The sequence below is a fragment of the Pseudomonas donghuensis genome, assembly GCF_000259195.1.
GTDB classification, from domain to species: Bacteria; Pseudomonadota; Gammaproteobacteria; order Pseudomonadales; family Pseudomonadaceae; genus Aquipseudomonas; species Aquipseudomonas donghuensis.
In genome coordinates, this window is the sequence record NZ_JH650763.1 from 146,266 (window position 1) to 165,267 (window position 19,002).

The 19,002-nt window shown below is 54.7% G+C and carries 8 protein-coding genes; 3 read left to right on the plus strand and 5 right to left on the minus strand.

Features of this window, described 5'->3' with window-relative positions:
• Positions 1-159: 159 nt before the first annotated feature.
• Positions 160-1,416, minus strand: a complete 1,257-nt coding sequence (locus tag UW3_RS0112105) for a hypothetical protein (RefSeq protein ID WP_010222747.1) — start codon at positions 1,414-1,416, stop codon at positions 160-162.
• A gap of 3 nt (positions 1,417-1,419) precedes the next feature.
• Positions 1,420-2,553 carry a nucleoid-associated protein gene (locus UW3_RS0112110; RefSeq protein WP_010222748.1) on the minus strand — a complete coding sequence of 378 codons (1,134 nt, stop codon included), beginning with the start codon at positions 2,551-2,553 and terminating at the stop codon, positions 1,420-1,422.
• Positions 2,554-3,105: 552 nt separating this feature from the next.
• Here UW3_RS0112110 and UW3_RS0112120 point away from each other — a divergent pair.
• Positions 3,106-4,287 (plus strand): Fic family protein, encoded by a 1,182-nt coding sequence (locus UW3_RS0112120; RefSeq protein ID WP_010222749.1) that lies wholly within the window; start codon positions 3,106-3,108, stop codon positions 4,285-4,287.
• Positions 4,288-4,559: 272 nt separating this feature from the next.
• Positions 4,560-5,678 carry a hypothetical protein gene (locus UW3_RS0112125; protein ID WP_010222750.1) on the plus strand — a complete coding sequence of 373 codons (1,119 nt, stop codon included), beginning with the start codon at positions 4,560-4,562 and terminating at the stop codon, positions 5,676-5,678.
• 463 nt (positions 5,679-6,141) lie between these two features.
• Here UW3_RS0112125 and UW3_RS0112130 read toward each other — a convergent pair whose 3' ends face one another.
• On the minus strand, positions 6,142-9,222 hold the full coding sequence (locus tag UW3_RS0112130; protein WP_010222751.1) for an AAA family ATPase: 3,081 nt from the start codon (positions 9,220-9,222) through the stop codon (positions 6,142-6,144).
• Positions 9,219-11,039: a hypothetical protein gene (locus UW3_RS0112135; protein ID WP_237716748.1), complete on the minus strand. Its 1,821-nt coding sequence runs from the start codon at positions 11,037-11,039 to the stop codon at positions 9,219-9,221. Before UW3_RS0112135 ends, UW3_RS0112130 begins: the two co-directional genes overlap by 4 nt.
• Before the next feature lie 358 nt (positions 11,040-11,397).
• Between UW3_RS0112135 and UW3_RS0112140 the strand changes: the two genes are divergently transcribed.
• Positions 11,398-14,538 carry a CHAT domain-containing protein gene (locus UW3_RS0112140; protein WP_010222753.1) on the plus strand — a complete coding sequence of 1,047 codons (3,141 nt, stop codon included), beginning with the start codon at positions 11,398-11,400 and terminating at the stop codon, positions 14,536-14,538.
• 308 nt (positions 14,539-14,846) lie between these two features.
• Here UW3_RS0112140 and UW3_RS0112145 read toward each other — a convergent pair whose 3' ends face one another.
• Positions 14,847-18,818 (minus strand): nSTAND3 domain-containing NTPase, encoded by a 3,972-nt coding sequence (locus tag UW3_RS0112145; RefSeq protein ID WP_010222754.1) that lies wholly within the window; start codon positions 18,816-18,818, stop codon positions 14,847-14,849.
• Positions 18,819-19,002: the final 184 nt, after the last annotated feature.

Consider the following 19,002-nt stretch of genomic DNA (forward strand, 5'->3'; position numbering starts at 1 on the left):
GGAACGACGTCGGGTAGATTTCCAAAGCGGTGATTAAAGTATGGGGCACCCTGCTAGCTAAGCTTAGCTTTCCGATCAACTGTGAGTGCCTGCGCCGGGGCCATGGCCTATCCCGTGTGTGCTGAACAGGATTCGTCGCCGCTGAGCTTGGGGGTACAACTAGGGCGCTAGAAAAATTGGGTCCACGTTCGATGCGGCAACAATCGACAGGACGGTTACGAGGGCCTTCTGAAACGCATCCCAATATTTCACAAGAGCAACCAGTACTGCCCCGGTCACTGGTAACCAAGATAGCGCTTTCAGAAGCCGAAACGTGTTTTCAAGCGTCTGTCCCTGCTTTTCAACTTGATCGATGGTGATTCGAAGCAACCCTTGAAGCTTGGGCGGGTAGGTTACTATTTTATCTTTGAAGTCATCGAAAACGACGTTGAAGCTGTGTAGCAAACGCTTCGTCTGCAGGGTTTGATTGTGCAAGATCGCGAGTAGGATCACTGAAACAACAGCCAAGCCAAGCACAAGAACGAAAGCTTCGAAAGGTGAGGAGCTGTTCTTCAAAGCAAGCAGGCCTGCAAGAGAAATTGGAAGCGCAAGCATCTTCCCGGCGATATCACCCAAGACACCACTCAGTTTGGTGCCGTAGTCTATTTCTGCCTGTGCCAGCTCGCGACGGACCTTCTCAAACGAGAACCCATAGACATACGTTTGCAGGTTTGCGCGATAGATCGAGAGGATTTCGTTCCACTCTCGGACCACAACCAGGAAAAGGTTTTTTTCGCTTTCAAACTTCTCAATCACGTTCGCGATCGCCATTCGGATCATCAGCTTGCGTTCGGAAAGATGGGCTTTGGTCTCGTTCTTACGGTTTAGGATTTGTTCGAGCAGGCTCATATGCCTGAGCTCATGCCCAAGCAGTTGATCGTCGACTTGGGTCGGGAGTAGGAAGGTTCTAGGCGGCTTTGCACCGTCAGGCGGCAGAGCGAAGAACAGATTATAGGAGTCTGGGCTGCTTTCCTTGTCCACGCCGATAGCCAGCATCGCCAAGAGCTCAATCAGTCTGCATATGCGCCTGAGCTCTTTGATCGGCTCTGGCTCGTTATCATCGAAATCAGCCCAAGCTAGATCAACGACATAGATGTTCTTCGGAAACAGTCCTTTGCCCAACGAGCCCGAACGCGCGAGCTCGCTAACACTGGTGTAAAACCGGCCAAATTCATTCGAGGGTAAGCGGAGCTCTATTTCGAGTAAACCATCATGCTCGTCCTGATGCTGAATTTTTCCGAATGCCGGCTGTAGGTCCTTACAGCTTTGCAAAGCAGCAATGATTGCGGGTGTTGGCGCCCCCTCGTAGGAGGCAACACCGCCCTCAATGAGAGGTGATCCCATCGCGCGGTACAGAGCTACAACATCGGAAAACATAAGCTATCCAGCCCTGGCCTGTAGCTCTTTTTCAATCACGTCGATCAACTCCTGAGTAAGGTTCGACAGAATCAGTTTTTTGCGAGGCTCATCGTAGTAAACATCAGCAGTCGCCTCCTGCCCCAACGCGCCACGTTCAAATTGGAGGGACCAGCTGGCGGCGTCACCTTTGATTCGCGTCTTCGCTTTCAGTGATTTCGGGTTGACGGTGAAGTCTTCTGGAACTCGATGTTTCTCGTCATTGAGGTAGTCTTTCAGTCCAGCGATCTCATCCACAAGCTCTGCAGGAACATGTTGAATTGCTGCATGGCAAATGGCGTCGAGACGTGCGGATTTGCCGTCCACCAGTCGGTCCTGAAGGTATTTGACGACTGCTTCTTTTGCTTTGTAGGCAAAAGGCTTGAGCGCTTTCTTGTCTCGGAAGAAACGATCAACGTAGTCAATGGCATTTTTGGTGGCGCGGCCGGATGCCACGCCTTTGGCACATCCCAGAGCGGAGATGAAATAATCAGAGGCCTGGCTGTCTCTCCCTCGGCTGATAAAACACAGGTAGGTCGAATCAACTTCCTCTGCGTCCTCATCCTCCTCCGCCGCTTCTGCGCCGGCACCTTGTGCAACTGCGGCAGTGACTGTGACGAAACTTCCTAAATTAATCCTCGCAGCTTGTTGAACCGTCTTTAGGTCTACCTCCTGAATTTCCTTCGGGACGTAGTTCTCGTCGAGCTGGATGCCGCCTCGTTCTTTTATGCTGGCAACCAGGAAGAAGTCCGATGCACCTGACGTATATTGCGCGCAGAGAATATGTCCGCCAGTAGCCAAGGTTCGGCTTCCCGCCTGGTGGACCAATTGGTCCATCGCAAGGTGAGTTAGCGCAACGAACTGGTCCGTATCATTTTGCTGATCGATGAAAGCGCCAAAGCGTTCAGGAAACGGTCCCTGACGGCCGTCGTTGGCGAATTGACCATAGACAACGCTGTTACCTTCCTTGCCAATGAGGCCATTGATGCCTTCGACAAGAAGCTTGAGAGCCGGGTTTTCAGTATTTAGCACCACATCCTTTTTCACCACCTCTGAAACATACTCGGTGTAGGCCAGCTTCTTGAAGCTGTGGATGATGGCAGTTTTCAGGGTGATCACAGGTCGATTTCCGTTCGGTAATATCAATATGAGATTACAAAAGTCTGGCCTACCTCAGCAAATCTACATTCGTCTGTGGGGGGGCCTATTCCGACGTGCAAAGGTGCATAGCTTGCGCTTTTTACTGTATGTACATCCAGTTTATTTGTCGAGTCTTTGATGTACATCGTCGTGATGCAACTGATCGGTGGAATGCTGCATATTTACGCTCCAGGTAAGGTGCTAAACAGCCAGTTTGGCTCAAACAATCCGTAGGAAGCCTATCTTCGTTCACTCGAAGCCCTAATGCCGGGTAACCCACCCAATCGTCTCTAACTGCCGGCCGGTGGCTGCCTGGGTGGACCTTGCAATGCTCAAATCCAAGGCCGACGCCGCCAGCTGCTTCACATAATTCTCGTGCTTATCCTCATGTCCGACCGCCGGCCATCCGGCGGTAATGCTCGTTTGGAACCAGAATGGTACAGTGTCGGCAAGAGAACCGGCAAAATTCAATGCTCGGAAATTCTATAAGCCTTGAAAAACAAGGCGTAACGCAAGGTGCACAACCGGCAAATGGCATTCACACCATATATTCCCCAGGACAAGGCCCCCGAGGATCTGCAGGACCAAGTCGTCCAGATCATGCGGCTTGACGCGGCCCTTCACGCGAAGATCCCAGGCCCGTTGCGCGTGCCGATGATGAATCTGCTGCGGGTGGTGAACTCGTACTACAGCAACAAGATCGAGGGTAACTCCACGGTACCGGCCGACATTCTTCGCGCCGAGGACGCTCCCCAGGAGATCAAGGGAGCCAAGGACCTGCAGGAGCACAAGCGCCACATTGAAGCCCAGCGCCGGCTCACCGATGACCCGATCGACAAGATCGACGTGTGCACGAAAGGCGCAATCTCACGCCTACACCGCGAGTTCTACGTCGGCGTGCCCGAGGAGATGCTGGATATCCAGCTGAACGAGAAAGGGGATACCGTGCGCATGGTCCCCGGCGAATTTCGGCAGTTCGGGGTTCGCGTCGGCCAGCACATCCCGCCGACCGTTGAGCAGATGCACACGCACCTCAACGACTTTGAGCGCGTGTACCGCCTGGACTGGATCCACGGTCTCTCGCGCTTCTTTGCCGCTGCAGCATCGCACCATCGGCTGATGTGGATTCATCCGTTCATGGACGGCAACGGCAGAACCGGCCGCCTGTTCACAGACCAGTACCTCAAGGCTGCCGGCTTTGGTGGCTATGGCCTGTGGTCTATGAGCCGTGGATTCGCCCGCAATGTCGCCACCTACTACGAGATGCTTGGAGCCGCCGATCACCCCCGCAAGGGCGAGCTAGACGGCCGTGGCGAGCTCTCGGATAGCGGCCTGCTGCGCTGGACCAGGTTTTTCGCGGAGACGGCCTTGGATCAGGTGCAATACTTCAGCACGCAGCTCGAACCGGAAAGGCTCAGTGAGCGGATCGACGTGTATTTTGAGATGCGGAGCCGTCGCGCGCTTTCGGACAGCAAAGGAGAAACCCTGCCTGAGCTCCGAATCGAGGCCCGGGATGTCTACAAGACGTTACTATACTTGGGCGACCAGCAGCGTGCCGATATCCAAGCCCGCTTGGGCGTCGGCGAGCGCACTACGCGCAGCCTGCTGAGCCAGATGGCCAAAGAGGGCTTGATTACCCTAGATGGCCGCAAGCCGGTATCCCTGAGCCTCTCCCGGCACTCGATCGAGTTTCTGTTCCCCTACCTCTGGTAACCCTGACGGCCCTAGGCGTAATCCGTGTGGGGCCGCGTATACATCAGGCAGGCCTGCCCCAACTGTCAGCAGCCGTTCTCCTGTGAAGGCTACAATCTGGGTGTGATGGGGCTAATGGGCTTAACGCAGAGTCCGGGATTAGTTGACCACTACATTTTTCATTCCGGGTGGCGATGGCGCTCGATATCAGAGAATGTTTGTCTTGTATGCATCACAACAAGTCTAGGAAAGTGTATACGTCGGGCAACATCGCGTAACGATAGGAGTATTACATGACTGACCTTGGTGGCATCACCCGGCAGTTTTCTATGGAAGGAGCTACCCATCTCTATTCCAGTTTTCCAACCATGCTCACACCGGCCGATCTATACCGCGTCAAAGACAATCCGGTGCATAAGGAAGCACTTTTAGGGTGCAACATTTACCTCATCGTTCGCCGCCCGCGGATTTACCTCAAGCCGGAAGGATTCGCCCTGAACGGTCGCACGGTTACCGGTGAGTTTTTGGTGCTGCGCGAACAAGGTATGACAGCGATTCCCTTCGTCTACGAGATCTGCCTGTCGTCGATCCCTGATGGCATTCCGATCGAAAATGTCGCGGTGGCTCTCAACGGTACGTCAATGATCATCGTCACACCCGCAGGTAAGCAGTTCATTGCTGTGAATGCCATTGTTGCTGCCGCGAGAAGCTTGCTGACACCACAAGACACCGATCTTGAAGTGCTCTATGTAGGGCAGGCTATTGGCCGAACTTCGTCTCGTAATGCTCTGGATCGCTTGCTGTCGCACAACAAGTTTCAGCAGATCCTTGCCGAAACCTCAACGCATTTTCCCGAGCGTGAGGTACTGCTGTTGCTATATCGATTCGAGCATGGCAAAACGATCATCAGTAATGGAGGCGATTTCAATGTGGAAGCCCAAGCGTCTGCTGAGCAGGATTCGGCTCACATGGATCGCCTGCGCAACGTCCGGTTGAGTAGAAAGGAAGTTGTATCACTAGCTGAAGCGGGATTGATTAACTACTTCAAGCCGTACTACAACACCCTGATCAAGACGAACAACTTTTCGTCGAAGGATAAGCTCAAAGTTTTAAAGCAGCTGTTGAAGAAGGGAATTGCTGGCTTGATGGTGGAACTCTGTTCTGTCAATTTGCGCTCGCGGATTGGTACAGTGGACGCAGTACCTATAGACCTTACAGAGATAATGCCTGTTGAGGTTCTAGACGGCCGAAATATTGATGAGGAGGACATCAAGGAACAATGGCAAGAGCAATTGAGGCAGATGGCGCATACGCACTACGCTAGATTTCCGCTTACCACCACGCAAGAAAGGAACACGTTCCTGCATGGTACGACATTCATCGGTCAGACTGAGGAACCGTGGAATTGGTAGCGTAGGACGTATCTAGGGGGCATTCAATGGCATGGCCGGGAAATCTATCATGCATACTTATGTGTAGCGAATTTTCCGACTTTATGTTGAAGCCATAAATTCGTATTTCAAGTAGCCGGTGCCGCAAAGGAACTCTTCTGCGTGCTGACGGTAAATGCATATCCGCCATGTTGGATCAGCAACAATCGACAGCCAACCATACTCCCTAGTATGCAAGATGGGGCAAAGTGAATCGCCCCTGGTTTCCTAGGGTCTGTATGAAATATCGCCGAGCGGCGCTCAGGCAAGGCGAAAACAGGCGAGGAAGCGGAGTTTACGTGTCGTAAATGAGCATTCCGAGCCTGCTTTCAACGCAGCATGAGCGTCGTGCAGGCATATTTCGTACAGACCCTAGACTCTCTCCAAGTTCAGGAATTAGCATTTCTCACCCGCGCAGAACACTGCGCATCTGCGCGGCACTGCCTTATGAGGTTCGCGACAAACGCAATTCCTTGAATTCTTCGCCCAAGAATCGAAACTTATGGCGGAAAAGGCCAGCAAGCTTGGTGTCTGCCGTAGCAAAGAAAATTTGCCTCGACCCGCTGATAGCAAGCTGGCGAAGATAGTCAAGGAAGGACAACATGTTTATATCGTCGATATGTGCAACTGGATCGTCAAACAGTAACAAAGGGGGGCCTGAGCGAAGACGGCCATTCATCGCCAGGAACAGAGACAGGGCGAATGCGGCACGCTGACCTGTGCTCATATGGTCGAGCTGAACCTCTGCACCCGTGCTTCTGCGGATGATGACAAGTTTTCCATGAGAGACTTGAATCTCAAACTCGTTAGGCATGTGGATGTTGGCAAAAGTACGAGCAATCTCTGCCGCGTTCTCGGCCAGGATCTGACTTGCAAGCTCGCCCCCCGAGCTTTGTTTGGCTAAGGTATCCAGCACCTGATCTGCCTCGCTTGCACGAGTGATCTTTGTGTTGCTGCCCTCGATCTTTTTGTCGAGATCTTCGATATTCTTGGCCTCGTCGTTGAGCGCCTTATTGTTGGCACCTTCCTGCGCCACGGCCGTGTCGACCTGGACGAGCAATTGTTGTGTAGCAGCGAGGTTCAGCGCGAGTTCCTCCGCTGTTGTCTCAGTGCTGATAGTCAGAATTGACGAGAGATTCTGGCGTGCCCCCAAGGCAGCTTCCGCATCTGATATCAGTTCTTTGACGGCTTTTGCGAGTCTGTCGGTGTCTCCTAACGCTTCGATCGAAAGGCGTTCGGCCATCGCATCGCATTCCCGCCTCACGACTTCCGTCTCCTTGATGGCGGTCTTTTCAGCGCTTTGGAATGTTTCCAACATCTCTTTGTGATTCGACTGGATTCGTTCCAAATCCTCGAGCGAAGAAAGTTCGGCCATCCCCGCGTTCAGCAACTTGCTAGCAAGATCGTTGGAAGAGAGCCCGTTGGATCGCAGATGCTGTGCCTGCGTGCGGAAAGCGTCCAGCTCCTGGCGATCAAGCTCGAACGCAGTTCGCTCTTGGTCAATCAGTTTAAGCGTCTGGGCGACCGTGACGGTTAAATCACTACTTCCAACAAACGAACGCAAGGGATGCAGGAGTGCCAACATGGCCTCAGCCTCCGCCATCGATTCATTGACAGACGAAATTTCCGCTTGGAGGAAGCTGGCTTGTTCAGACGCACCGCCCTCAACATCGGCCATCATCCGTGCAAGCAGCTGACCTTCTTCGAATTCGGTTCTGCATAAAGGGCAATGGTCGGGATCGGCCGAGCGCTGTAGTATGTCTTGGGCGGTGCCCAGTAGGCGTTGCCTTAGCACGGTCATCGTGCTCTGTGTCTTTTCTAGAGTCTCGAGTGAAGCTTGTGCAATTTCGAGCCGTCGCTGATGCGTGTCGATTTCCATTTCGACTGAGTCAATAGCGTCTGCGACAGACCGTTCCAAAAACTGTTGAATGGCGCTTCTATCGCCGACATCAGCGACTGTGCTCAACCTTGCCTTGCGCGAGCGAACTCGGTCTTGACAGTCAGTTGCCTGTTTTACAATTTGCGGGAAGTTGGTGCGCGCATAAGGAAGAAGCGCTTCTGCAGCAGCGCTTAGTGCCGCCGCTGATTGCGCCTCGCGACGTGCGTTGACCTGTGCTAACCGGCCGGCTTTGGCTCTCTGATCCAGAGCTACCGCTTTGCTCGCTTCCTCGTTCAGGCTGGTCAATAGCCGCAGCGCGGAATCGGGCTCGGCGTGAAGCATGTTGATCGACGCATGTCGAACCAGTGCGGTGGAAGAGATGGCCCTCTGGATTTGCTCTCGTAACGCTGCGAGTTGACCTTTTTCGTCTGGGACCCTATTCCATCCCTGACTTCTCAGCGCCGCGAGAAGTTCAAGAAACAAGCTGTCCGACAACTTTGGGGCAGCTTTGATAGCATCAAGACGCGCCAGGGCTGCCTCTTTCATTTGTTGATTGCTTGCGCTCTCGCGGCGTAGGTCCTTCAGCTCATCCTGTAGCTGCTTGAGAACGCGGCGTAGCCGGTCTGCCAGATTCTCTGCTGTCGCACCCAACATCAAACGCGTGACGTCCGTTCCAATTTGTTCTGAACTTGCCGATACGCTGAGATCTACTGCAGCATCGGTGTCTAGAAAGTTAAATTTCCCGAAACTGTCCTGTATGGTGACTGTCTTCAGATCAGTCTTGGCGTACCAGTGCGAGTGGCGGGCACGAAGCCGTGTGGCATCAGTGGTCGAAGACAGCTTGTGCTCGGCTCCAAGAAGATCCACGACAATCGATGTGCTACTGAGAAGCGGGGAGGATCGGCGATTTCTTCCGCAGTAGGCGTATTCAATTGCTTCAAGTAGAGAGGTCTTTCCAACCCCGTTGCTGCCGACAATCAAATTCACTCGACCTAGCGGATGTTCCTTTTCCTCCGGGTGAGTGCGGAAACCTTGAATGGTCAAGCGCTTGATGAAGCAGTTTGCGGCTTCCTGTTCGGCAGAGAGTAGAGCCACAGGAGATACTGGGCGCGACGCTCCATCCTTTATCCCCGCAACAATTCGCCGAACGGCATCCGGAACGGTGATGTCGCTATCCAGAATGAAGGCAAGGCCGTGCTGTTCGAGAATGTTTGACCATGTCGTCGCAAGGTCAACCGGCAGGGCTTTCGAAGGTACGGGCGCTGGTGCGTTGGCCAGCAATCCGGCGATCTCGCCTTCTCGTACAACCTGCTTGCGGGCATACTCCCGGTCCGACTCTATCTTGGCTTTGAGGTGACCGAACTCGCCCCTTTGGGCAGCTTCATCACTGGTGACGAAGTACAGGTAATGATTCCAGCGCAAATCAGTTGCGACGTCACTTGAGAAGTACATCGGCGAGAGGACTTCTTCCTGGTAGCTTTTCAACGACTCAGCAGTAGTTGCGAGCCTATCGTTCAGATCGAAGTAGCGAATCGCATAGTCGCGAGCGCCGAAGCGGTCAACGCCTCGAAAAACACCCCGGCTTACACTTTCAAGATCGGGATAGCGGTCCTTGAGCATCGCTTCAACGCGTTGCGCATTAATCATGATCTGTCCTCTGAAAAATCTACCGGTGATGCACTGGCCGGAACGTCGATGAGATTCATGCCTTCGGGGCCGCGTGCGCCAAAGCGGTTATTTCGTCGAAACACCACGCAAAGCCGATCTTGAGCGCGCACGATGATGTCACTCAGTTCCTCTGCGCTCTTACCTGCTGCGCAAGCCTCATTGATTACCTGGTTGGTGATAGCGGTCCTAAGCTTCTGGTGCATGGCTTCGACCGCTAAATTGTTCGCCTGGTCCGAAAGGTAGACGAGTGTTGCTGGGCCCCGCACGCCAGCGTTTGTTTCGACGTTGTGGTGGGGGGAGTTGCGTTTCCATGAAAACTTGAAGCCGTCCGCCAAATCCCGCACTGACGGTGGCCAGGGAACGTCGTTGTGTGCAAGTCCGATTGCATCATGAGCACGCTGCAATCTTTGCAGGCGGTATGACGATCCTGGCCGAGTGAGGTCAGCGTCTTGGTGGACCGTCACTCGACGTATCGATTCCTCGTCCTTGTCTAGATGAACCGCGTCAAGCTCTTTGACTGTGTACCAAGTCGCTGGAGTTCCACGGGGCCCCATGAGAATCTCGATAGCGCGCTCAACCGCAAGCGGGCTTTCCAGCGAGGCCTGCCGCAAATGTTGAGCAATTGCTTGATATTCCGCTAGGGCGCCGGAGAAACCATCGTCGGCAACCGCACCACTCTGCCAGCTGTAGTTGTCCTCTCTCCAGGACCAGCGCTCTTCCACTGCGACGAAGTTCTTCGGCGCCAGAGCTTGCTCGCCAGGGAAAAGCAACTTCTGCTTTTGTAACTGAATGATCTGGCCTTCATAGTTCAGGAAGAACGAATGCCAGCGTTGGGCCAGCAAGCAGTAATAAAGACCTTTGCGATGCAACGAATCAATTATCCCGTCGTCAGCGCTAAATTTTATGGGCGGTGCGTACCAGGCTGAACCGGCGACATTATTCCAATCCGCATATTTGCCTCCGCTCTTGACCTCTTTGATGTTCCTGGCCCAGTTCAGGCACAGGAGTTCGACGTGACTGTTCGTTCCCACTGAACAAAGCCTGGTTCGGTAGGCCGCGTAGTCGGTGTGTGCCGGCTTTGGGTTGAGTTGGATATGAATGAGCAGGCAGTTGGTATGTATTTCGTCGATGTGCTCAGTGAAGTCAAAGGCGTCCGAGCAAATAATCGAGACGAGACTCATCGAGTTGATGCCACGATTGAAGGCGTATACCGTCTTGCCGAGGCACAATGAGGTTTGCTCTACATCCCGGTAGTCCCTGCATGCCACTGTCTTGAGTTGCGCGAGAAGGCACAGTACAGGCTGTCCGTCCTGGTTTTGGGCCCAGAAAATGTAGAGGAGCGGGTCGAGGTAACGCCGTTGCGCGGCCTGCCGCGCGTCAAGTGGTTCATGGTGAAATACGCATTCCCCTGCCGCGTTGTACTGTTGAGCCAACGACTGGAAATCAACCGGAGAGATGCTTTCACATCCAAGCACCCAGATGGCACCTTGTGGCGGTCGATAGTCTCCTGCCACGATTTCTTCTACGACTGACCAAGGGACGCAATATTCAGGTGCTACCGCCAGGTCAGAATGGCTTTTTGCCGCGGCGGAAAGAAATCCTCTGCATAAGGCGTGTCCAACGGCGGCGTCTGCGTGGCCGACCCGGACATCATTGGCTTCGACCATACCCGATGGTTGAAGCAAGATTGCCCTGTAGGGTTCTCGTGCTGGATTCAGGGCTTCCAGACTCATAAGCGTCAGAGGATGCGGCTGCTGACGTAGCACCTCTTCGACGTCTACGATGTTTATCGCCACACTGGCTCCTTTCCATGCTGAATGACCTACAACGCTCTCTTAGCGGTCCTGTGAAATACGCGCTTCAAGTCGTGATTATTTTTGCGAATCTAGTGTAACAAGTTGCGGCCTTGCATCGAATTGATGCAGAAGCCGAATATACGTGCGCAGTATGCACGGCTGCCGACGCAGCGGGCCAGTGAGATCGGGCAACCGCTACCGCATCAGTGGATGCCGGCCTGACTTAAGCAAGGTGAGTTGGGCGGACGCTTACCCAGCTCCAGCGCATCGGCGAAGACATCAGCGAAAAGTTGGATTACACGCCGGGCGTATTCCCCGTACGCTCACGCTGCAAGGATGAAGGTTCTGGAGAATAACTATGAGTCAGGAAAACGGCTATTCCAATTGGGAGTCGAGGATCCAGCAGGGTCTTGCTTTGTGCGATCAGATGCTGGCAAATGGAGAGGTAGGGTCAGCCCTCGCGCATCTCCGCGGTCTGGAGCTTGGAGGCGAGGTGGATACCAAGGTTGTAGCCATTCAAATGCTTCATCGTGCTGGTTTGGCCGAACAAGCGTATAGAGAGGTCAAGCGCCTGGTACTTCCGGCTGATCCCGAACCAGAGGCACTGCTACGGTTGGCCCATGTGTGTGCGGACGCTGGAGCTGACGCTGACGCTAAAAACTTCCTGGACAGAGTCGTCGATGATGCATTCCCATTGGACTCTCTCTACATTGCTTCCCGCGTCGCCGAACGAATTGGCGATGCGAATCTTCAGGGACATTTCGAGAAACGCATGATCGATGAACACCCCTCCTATAGCGGTGTCCGGAACTTGGTCTTGCAGCGGGCATTAGCCGACGGACGATTCGCCGAGGCAGCAACTGTGCTTCACCCCGATTTCATGAGTTCGCGCGAGCATCTTTACCATCTGCAGCTGCTTGCAGATTCTGATTCGCTTGATACTGAAGCAATGGTGATACTGGCTGAACGATCATCTGACAAGTTGGTGCCTTTGGCTATTCTTCGATACCTGCTTGCAAGACATGAGGTGGTGGCCGCGATCAATGTCGCTATCTTGCTCATGGGATCGAAGAAAGAAGAAGAAGTCAGAGAACTGTTGGCCGTTCTCGACGCATTTCTGCTGAGAAGGGGCTCAATTGACTTCTCCTTGGTTGAGAGCAAGGTTGCGGACATCATCAAGGAGATCGTTGGCTACTTGGCTGTCCGCCCGGAGCGGGGCTACGTTCGTCAGCGCCTGATAGAGCTGCTGTCGGTTGAGCGTAGTGGCGACATCGGTGTTCCACTCATCTTGACGGTTATCTCCGATCTTATTGATGAAGGAGGGCTCATCCTCGGACCAGACATGTATCCGGCGTCTAGTTCGCAGAAGGCGCTAATAGAGAGCAAAATCCCAGAAATCTGCCTTCAATGGTTCGTGGATCGCCAGCCATGCATCCCTGGCAAGACCAAGCTTCCACGTGAGTTGATCTCGATCAATCCAGACGTCTGTATGGCAACCATCTGTACGGTGATGAGTTCGGGGGCGATTGCAATTGAGTCACGCGAGGACGTAGACACCTTGAAGAACTGGCTTCTTCTTGGATGCGGTGTTGCGCCCCATACGTCTGCGCCTGATTTCTCTACTGTCTTGTTCCGAGTAGCGATGACGCGGCTAGGTAACGCCGGGTACGCGCAGCAGGCCAGAGACCTCTGCGAGGAGCAGCTTTCTCAATGTGGTGATTCACGATCCCGGGCCCAAGCCGCATGGTTCAGCATGGCCGATGTCTACAGCCGTCTTCAGGACCGTCGAACCAGCCTGGTTGCCTTTGCGTGTGCTATTGCGGGCCCCAATATTGGGCAGACACCGTTGACCAGCTTCAATGAAATCAACCTTTGGGTACGGCTGCTTAGGGAGTCTGGACGGCTTGACCATGCCTTGGACGCACTGGAAATATCTAATAAGGCCTTGCATGCCCGCGGAACCTTTGACAGGGATCGACACCAGCAGCTTCATATCAGATTGACTATCGAGCTTGAAAGACTTGTTCGCGATCTTCCGGGCCGAGCTGACGAGATCCCAAATCTGCTCCGTCGTGCCGCCGAAGCTGGTCAGGATGCACTTGATAGAGGTGAGGACGGCGTCCAAGCGATGTCGCTGCTTGGTCAGCTCATCAAGCTTTCCAAGACCTTCAACGTTGAGATCCCGGATAGCGCAACTCAAACGATGAAGGTACTCGCTGGCAATGCCTTCTCATCTAAGCCGTTCGTCCAATCGCTGATGGATAGCGAGGATCCTGTTGGCGCGCTTTGGACGCAGTACACATCTATAGAACCCGCAAAGTTCGCCAACGATGCAGCATATGACTCAATGCTGCTGACGGTCGCTGCCAGGATGGTGCTGACCCTTGAACGCAATAGCGTAGAGCCTGATGAGCTGTTTCTGCCGTTTGAGCTTCTGGCCGACAGAGGCGTCGCAGCTCCGGGATGGACGCGACACCCAAGGCCCCCGCACGCATTCGGGTCCCCTTCGGAGATTGTGGAGGTAGCCGAACATCTGCGTGGACATGGGATAGCCTTGGTGCTGGCCGCGTTCGACAACCTCGGTCAGCTAGTTTCCCTCAGGTATGAGGAAGGCCAGTTCACTCTTGTGGAAGAGCAGGAGTTCATCTACGAAAGCTTCAAGAGATGGTCTAGGTTGTACCCATATGACTACTGCAAGGATGTGGGAACGCAGAGTTGGGAAAAGGAGCACGTCATGCAACAATCCCTAGCCGAGTGCAAATGGCAGACACTCCCGTCGAGCGCAACCCTGGTCGTGATGGAGTCAGAGCTGCGTTCGATGCCGAGCAATCTGCTATGGACCAACAATGGCTTCTTCGGAGCCTCTCAACCTGTTGGTGCTGCACCGTCTATGGCTTGGCTCGCAGAGTCGTTCAGGCGCCGTCCTGCTGCCGTGCCGCGACTGTACGCCTGGATATCCAATGCAGGCGATCAGACACAGACCCTCAACGTGCTACTCGGTTATCTGCAAGGGGAGTTCGAGGAATACGGGGTGGTACTGGATACCAGCAACCAGCCGCCCGCAACACTTGCAGGCTCGGACTTGGTGTTTATAGCTGCCCATGGACAGGTCTCCCCTGAGGGCAACTACTTCCATACCTTGAATGATGAGGGGTCGCTGAAGGTCCCTGCTGATGTGGTCGCAACAGCTGTTCGCGACTCGCGTGTGGCGGTGCTGTTTGTCTGCAGCGGTGGCCGTTCGGACAAGGTGCCGGACGCTAACACCACGAGTGGCTTGGCTAAGGAGCTTCTTTCTAATGGGTGTTCGACGGTCATTGCCTCGCCTTGGCCGGTCGAAGCAATGGTCGCAGCCAGCTGGGCGCCAAAGTTCCTAAAGCACTGGAAGTCAGGCAAGACCGCCATTCAGGCCTGCCATGATGCCAACAAGGAAATTAGTGGTGATCCTTCTCGAACTTTGGCGATGAATCTTTACGGAGATCCCTGTCAGACCTGGTCGTAGCCCAGTGGCGCTAACGCTTTTTGGATTGTGCAGGCGAACGTTTGTAAGCGTACGGCGGACACCTACCCGATCCCAAGCATAAGGGTGATGGTGTCCACCTAAAAATACGTGGATACCATCACCCTTATGCTTGGGATCGGAGGGTGAGTTCGCCGGACGCTTACTATGGGTCTACCCGTGGCAGTTCTAGATGGCAAATAACAAAAGCCAATGCTGAGGGTCAGAGAGAGCGAAGCATTAATTTTTCCGGAAGGAGCGGAGCATTTGTAGGTTCTCAAATGGTAACAAGTCCCTTTCTCGCTCCCTACTCATTCCGAGATTCGCTCGCCTAGCCGCTTACGCGCGTACTCCCGCAGCGCAACCGAGCCTAAATCGTCGAGGACCGAGAACGGCAGCAGCTCTGATGTATCGAGTATCCGGCGCGCGGGGTGGCCGGGTTCAAGGAGGTCTAGAATTTGATCGGCGATTTTACGATCACGTGTTGCCATTGCGCTTGCGCCGACAAGGAGTAGGACTTGGCGACGGTTGACGCTAGCAACGCTGGTGAAAAGTTTCAGGGCGACGTCGGAGGTAGCGTGCGCGCCGACTAAATGGGCTGCGTGAGCGGCCAATATCGGCGGTAAATCAGTCAGAAAGGTTGGGGCTAGATGCTCGGTGACGCTCGGATCGAGGATTGCCGCATCAGCGAGCGCTACGAGAGCATCGAGGCGGATCCATCGTGACTCTCTGAGACTGACGAGGTTCGAGATCTTCTGCTGGATCTTGGAGCTGCACTTATTCGCTGCGACTATCAGAGCGATTTGGCTGAGGGCTCTGTCGCTGGTAGTACTGGCAAGATCAAGGAGCATTTCGCCGACGGGATCCACCAAAGATGCATAGTTTGCGAGAGCAATCACCGCCTCTTGGGCAATGGTGTAAGTATCCCGGACAGAAGTATGGTAATCGGCACTTGACCATTGGTCGTGCGTCAATCCTAGAAGTGTCTTCTGGTGATCGGGGTGCGGCCTCTCGCGGATGACCGAAACAACTGCACGCCGTACTCTTGCGCTGGGGTCGGATGACAAAGCCAAAAGAGATGCGGGCAGCGGATCTGACAAGGATGATGCAAGGTGGAGGAGCGCGGCGTGCCGGGCATCCGCCCGATTGTGCCGCAGCGAGCGCTCGACCAGCGCGATGTCGCCGATCTCAATCGCCACTTTAGTCGCCGCGAGAGCATCATCCTTACTCTTCGCGATTGCGAGCCAGAACTCGACGCCCGGCGCAGCATTGCCACCATTCGCAACGATCACTGGCACGACTAGGCCGAGCGTTTCCGAATCTAGTCCCAGGACGTTCTCGGTTAGAATCTTGAGCGCGTTAGGCCCCACACTTCCAGGGCCACTGTGGTCCGACGGGAAAGCACTGATGATTTCGACTAGCTCGACTGGAAGGTGGTCGGTGATCTGTTCCCGCGCTGCCGCTCGATCCTTGACATTGATCTGGTAGCTGGCGCGGTCGATATCGGCGAGCAACATAAGCTGCTTGCTAGGCTTAGCGGAAAGGCTGTTGATCTCGTTGACCAGAAGACCTGGCACTCTAGCTAATGCAGTCTGAGTGAGCGCCTTGCGTAGGTCGACTGCCATCACACCATCCGCAATCCTTCTCGCTAGCCTATGAACGACTTCAGGCAGCCAATTTTGCCCGAGAGCCTCCCAGACCTCGGGTTCGGCATCAAGCTCCTTCGCACACGTGACGATAGCGTCGAATTCGGCAGGCGAGGCATGAGTGTTGTTCAAGCGCAGATCTCGCGCCCAGGGGAAAACCAACTCAGCCATGCGGGGGTGCTCAGCAATAGCCTTCCAGGCTCCAATGGAGCGCAGATGCCGAATATAAACTTCGATGAATACGCCCGAGGTGTAGCCATCTTCCTCGTGGCTCCATTGCATCGCCTCTTCGACAGCAGCGTCGCGCTCACCATCCTCAATTGCACGCCACTCTTCCGCGTAGGATAGGTCATAGCCGCGCTTAATCGCGGCGAGGTGGTCGAGCGCGGAATCAACGATAATTTCGTAGCCGACCAGATCTCGGATCGCGCCCGTAGCGACCGCTTTTGCGTTCGTCTCGTAGCCGTTGCCGACCATATGTCGAGCCGCATCCAGATAGGCTGGGGTGAGATTGGGTGCGATACGGTCGAGGCGTGCGGCAAACTGATCCCCATAACTCCCTCGCTCGAACCCCAACTTTTCTCGGATGAAACGAGCGGCGACCACGGCGGAGCGCGGGTCTGCCGAAACCCCGGCGTACCAGTCGTCGTCAAACACTGGTGGTCTCCAGCTGTCGATGAAGAACGATGCGCCACGCTGAGTTCCTTTGAGCAGCCAATAGGCTACGCGGCTCGGTATCGACGCCGTAGAGCCGACTTCTGAAGCGAGCTCGAGTAGGTTGGGGAAATCCGAGGCTGGGTCGATCAGGCCTTCGTCGAGCCAGGCATCTATGGCGGCCTGGCTGGATTCGTCAATCTGGAAAGGGGCATCGATTTTACGTTGCGCGACGAAGTTGCGTGTCGCCTCAAAGACGCGAGCAGCGGTTTCCATGCCCCAGACGCGATTTTCAATGGGCAGACGTGTCAATGCCAAGATCAAGGTCTGGATCGCACCCTCGCTGCGCAGCCAGTGACAAGTTAGAAAGAGTTCGACCCCCTGTCGCACGCTCGGATGGGTGAAGGAAATCGTACGCAACGGCTGGCGCAGGTGTCGTGCCGCGACCATACGATCAATCAACTTGTCTAAGCCCTCGCCTAGATCGCGATCTAGCGGGCGCAAAGATCGTTGCAGAGGACTGAGTTGGCTCCTGTCGAACTGATTCCGGGCCGCTAGCAAAGCCCAAACGATAGCTGCGATTCCCGATGAGTCGCTGGCCTCCAGGGCTCTTACTACAACGCCGCCCACCGCGTCTCGATGAGCTTGCTCAAGTAATCGCCGGGAGAATGCGTGATCGCTCTCCTCAAGTTCTGGCCCCTGCGCCATCTGCTGAAAGTAAAGATCAATCTCGAAAGGGGTCTCGAGTTCGGCCAGTACAGCCTTGCGAAATGCGTAGGCCTTTGGCTGCAAAGCCGGCGGGAGCTGGTCCGTGCGACTGTCATATATTTCGCGAAGCTGGCCGCTGCGATATTGCGCGGCATCTAGTTCGACAGACCACTGACTCAGCACTTCCTGAGCTTTGCCCATGATGTCGCTACGCGATGTGATCACAAATTGATGGTTGGACGAGGCCTTGGCTAGCAAGCGAGGTAGCTGCTCGGTCCAGCTATCCGCGCCTTCTCGCAGTCGATACTGGCCCCACGGGTCCTCAATGTAAAAAAGCGTCGGTCCGCGATCAATGAGCTTCCTCGCACTGGTCGGAGTGTCGTCGGCGCCGAGCGTTACCACTTCCAGGCTTCCGTCGCGCTGTCGTGCGAGCTCGCATAATCTGAGCGCGGCCTGCGTTTTGCCTGTGCCCGACGGACCACGGATCACGATGGCTCCCTTGTCTGTCAGTTGCTCAACCATGTCGTGAAAGTTCGTTGGCGGGACGAAATGCTCTAGGCTAGCAAGGCTTGAAAGGAACCCATCATGTTCACGCACGATCGCCAAGAGATCCTCGCGGGTCCAAACTCCGGGGACCGCCCCACGGGTGCGCCGCTTTGCTTCAGAGCGCAGCTTGGCGAGAAGTCTATCTTGGTTCGGCCGAGGTACGTGTAGCAAGTCCGACATCAGTTCCCGTAGCACCGAAGTGAGGAGTTTTTCCGTAAGGCCGCCCCAGATCGCGACACGGCCTTCTGGCGACTTCTTGAGCGTATCTTTGAGAATGCTAGGAAATTCACCTTTGTCAGCCGCTTCTTCAAAACCTTGGACCAAGAGGCCTCGGGCGACACCTTTGACGCTGGCAGTGGTGACGAGCAGATAGCGCGTGTCAGGATCGTCAAGATGGTGAAGAGCCTCGCGACGGCCACCAGGCTTGTCGGAACCATGCTTCAGTAGCCTTATGAAATCGTCAATCGACCAAGGCTCGCCTGTATTGCGTTTGATCTGCACTACAAGCTTATAGCCGCCGGCGACCATTGCGCTTGGCTGCATTCGTCCCGGAACAGTGGGTTCGAGATCGACCTCGAGATCCTCCTCGTTAACGGGCTCAAGCACCAAGCGGGTGGCGGCCTTAGAGATCAGCAGCAGCTGAAAAGCGGCGAGGATCGAGACATCAAGTTGATAGTCGAAGCCGAGCTGTGCAGCGGCGGCGCCACGGATTGAAGCTGTCGCACTCATTAACCGTTTGTCCCCTTTCCGTTACGTCCAAAATATTCATCTCGACCCCAAGTAGTCTCGCTTGGCCATTCAGCTCTAAGGGTCTACGGACGACAATTTTCGCAGCTACCTCACGCAGAGGTATTGACACAAAATCACAGATGCCTATGCTAGACAAGTCGCGTAGGCCACAAGACACGGGATC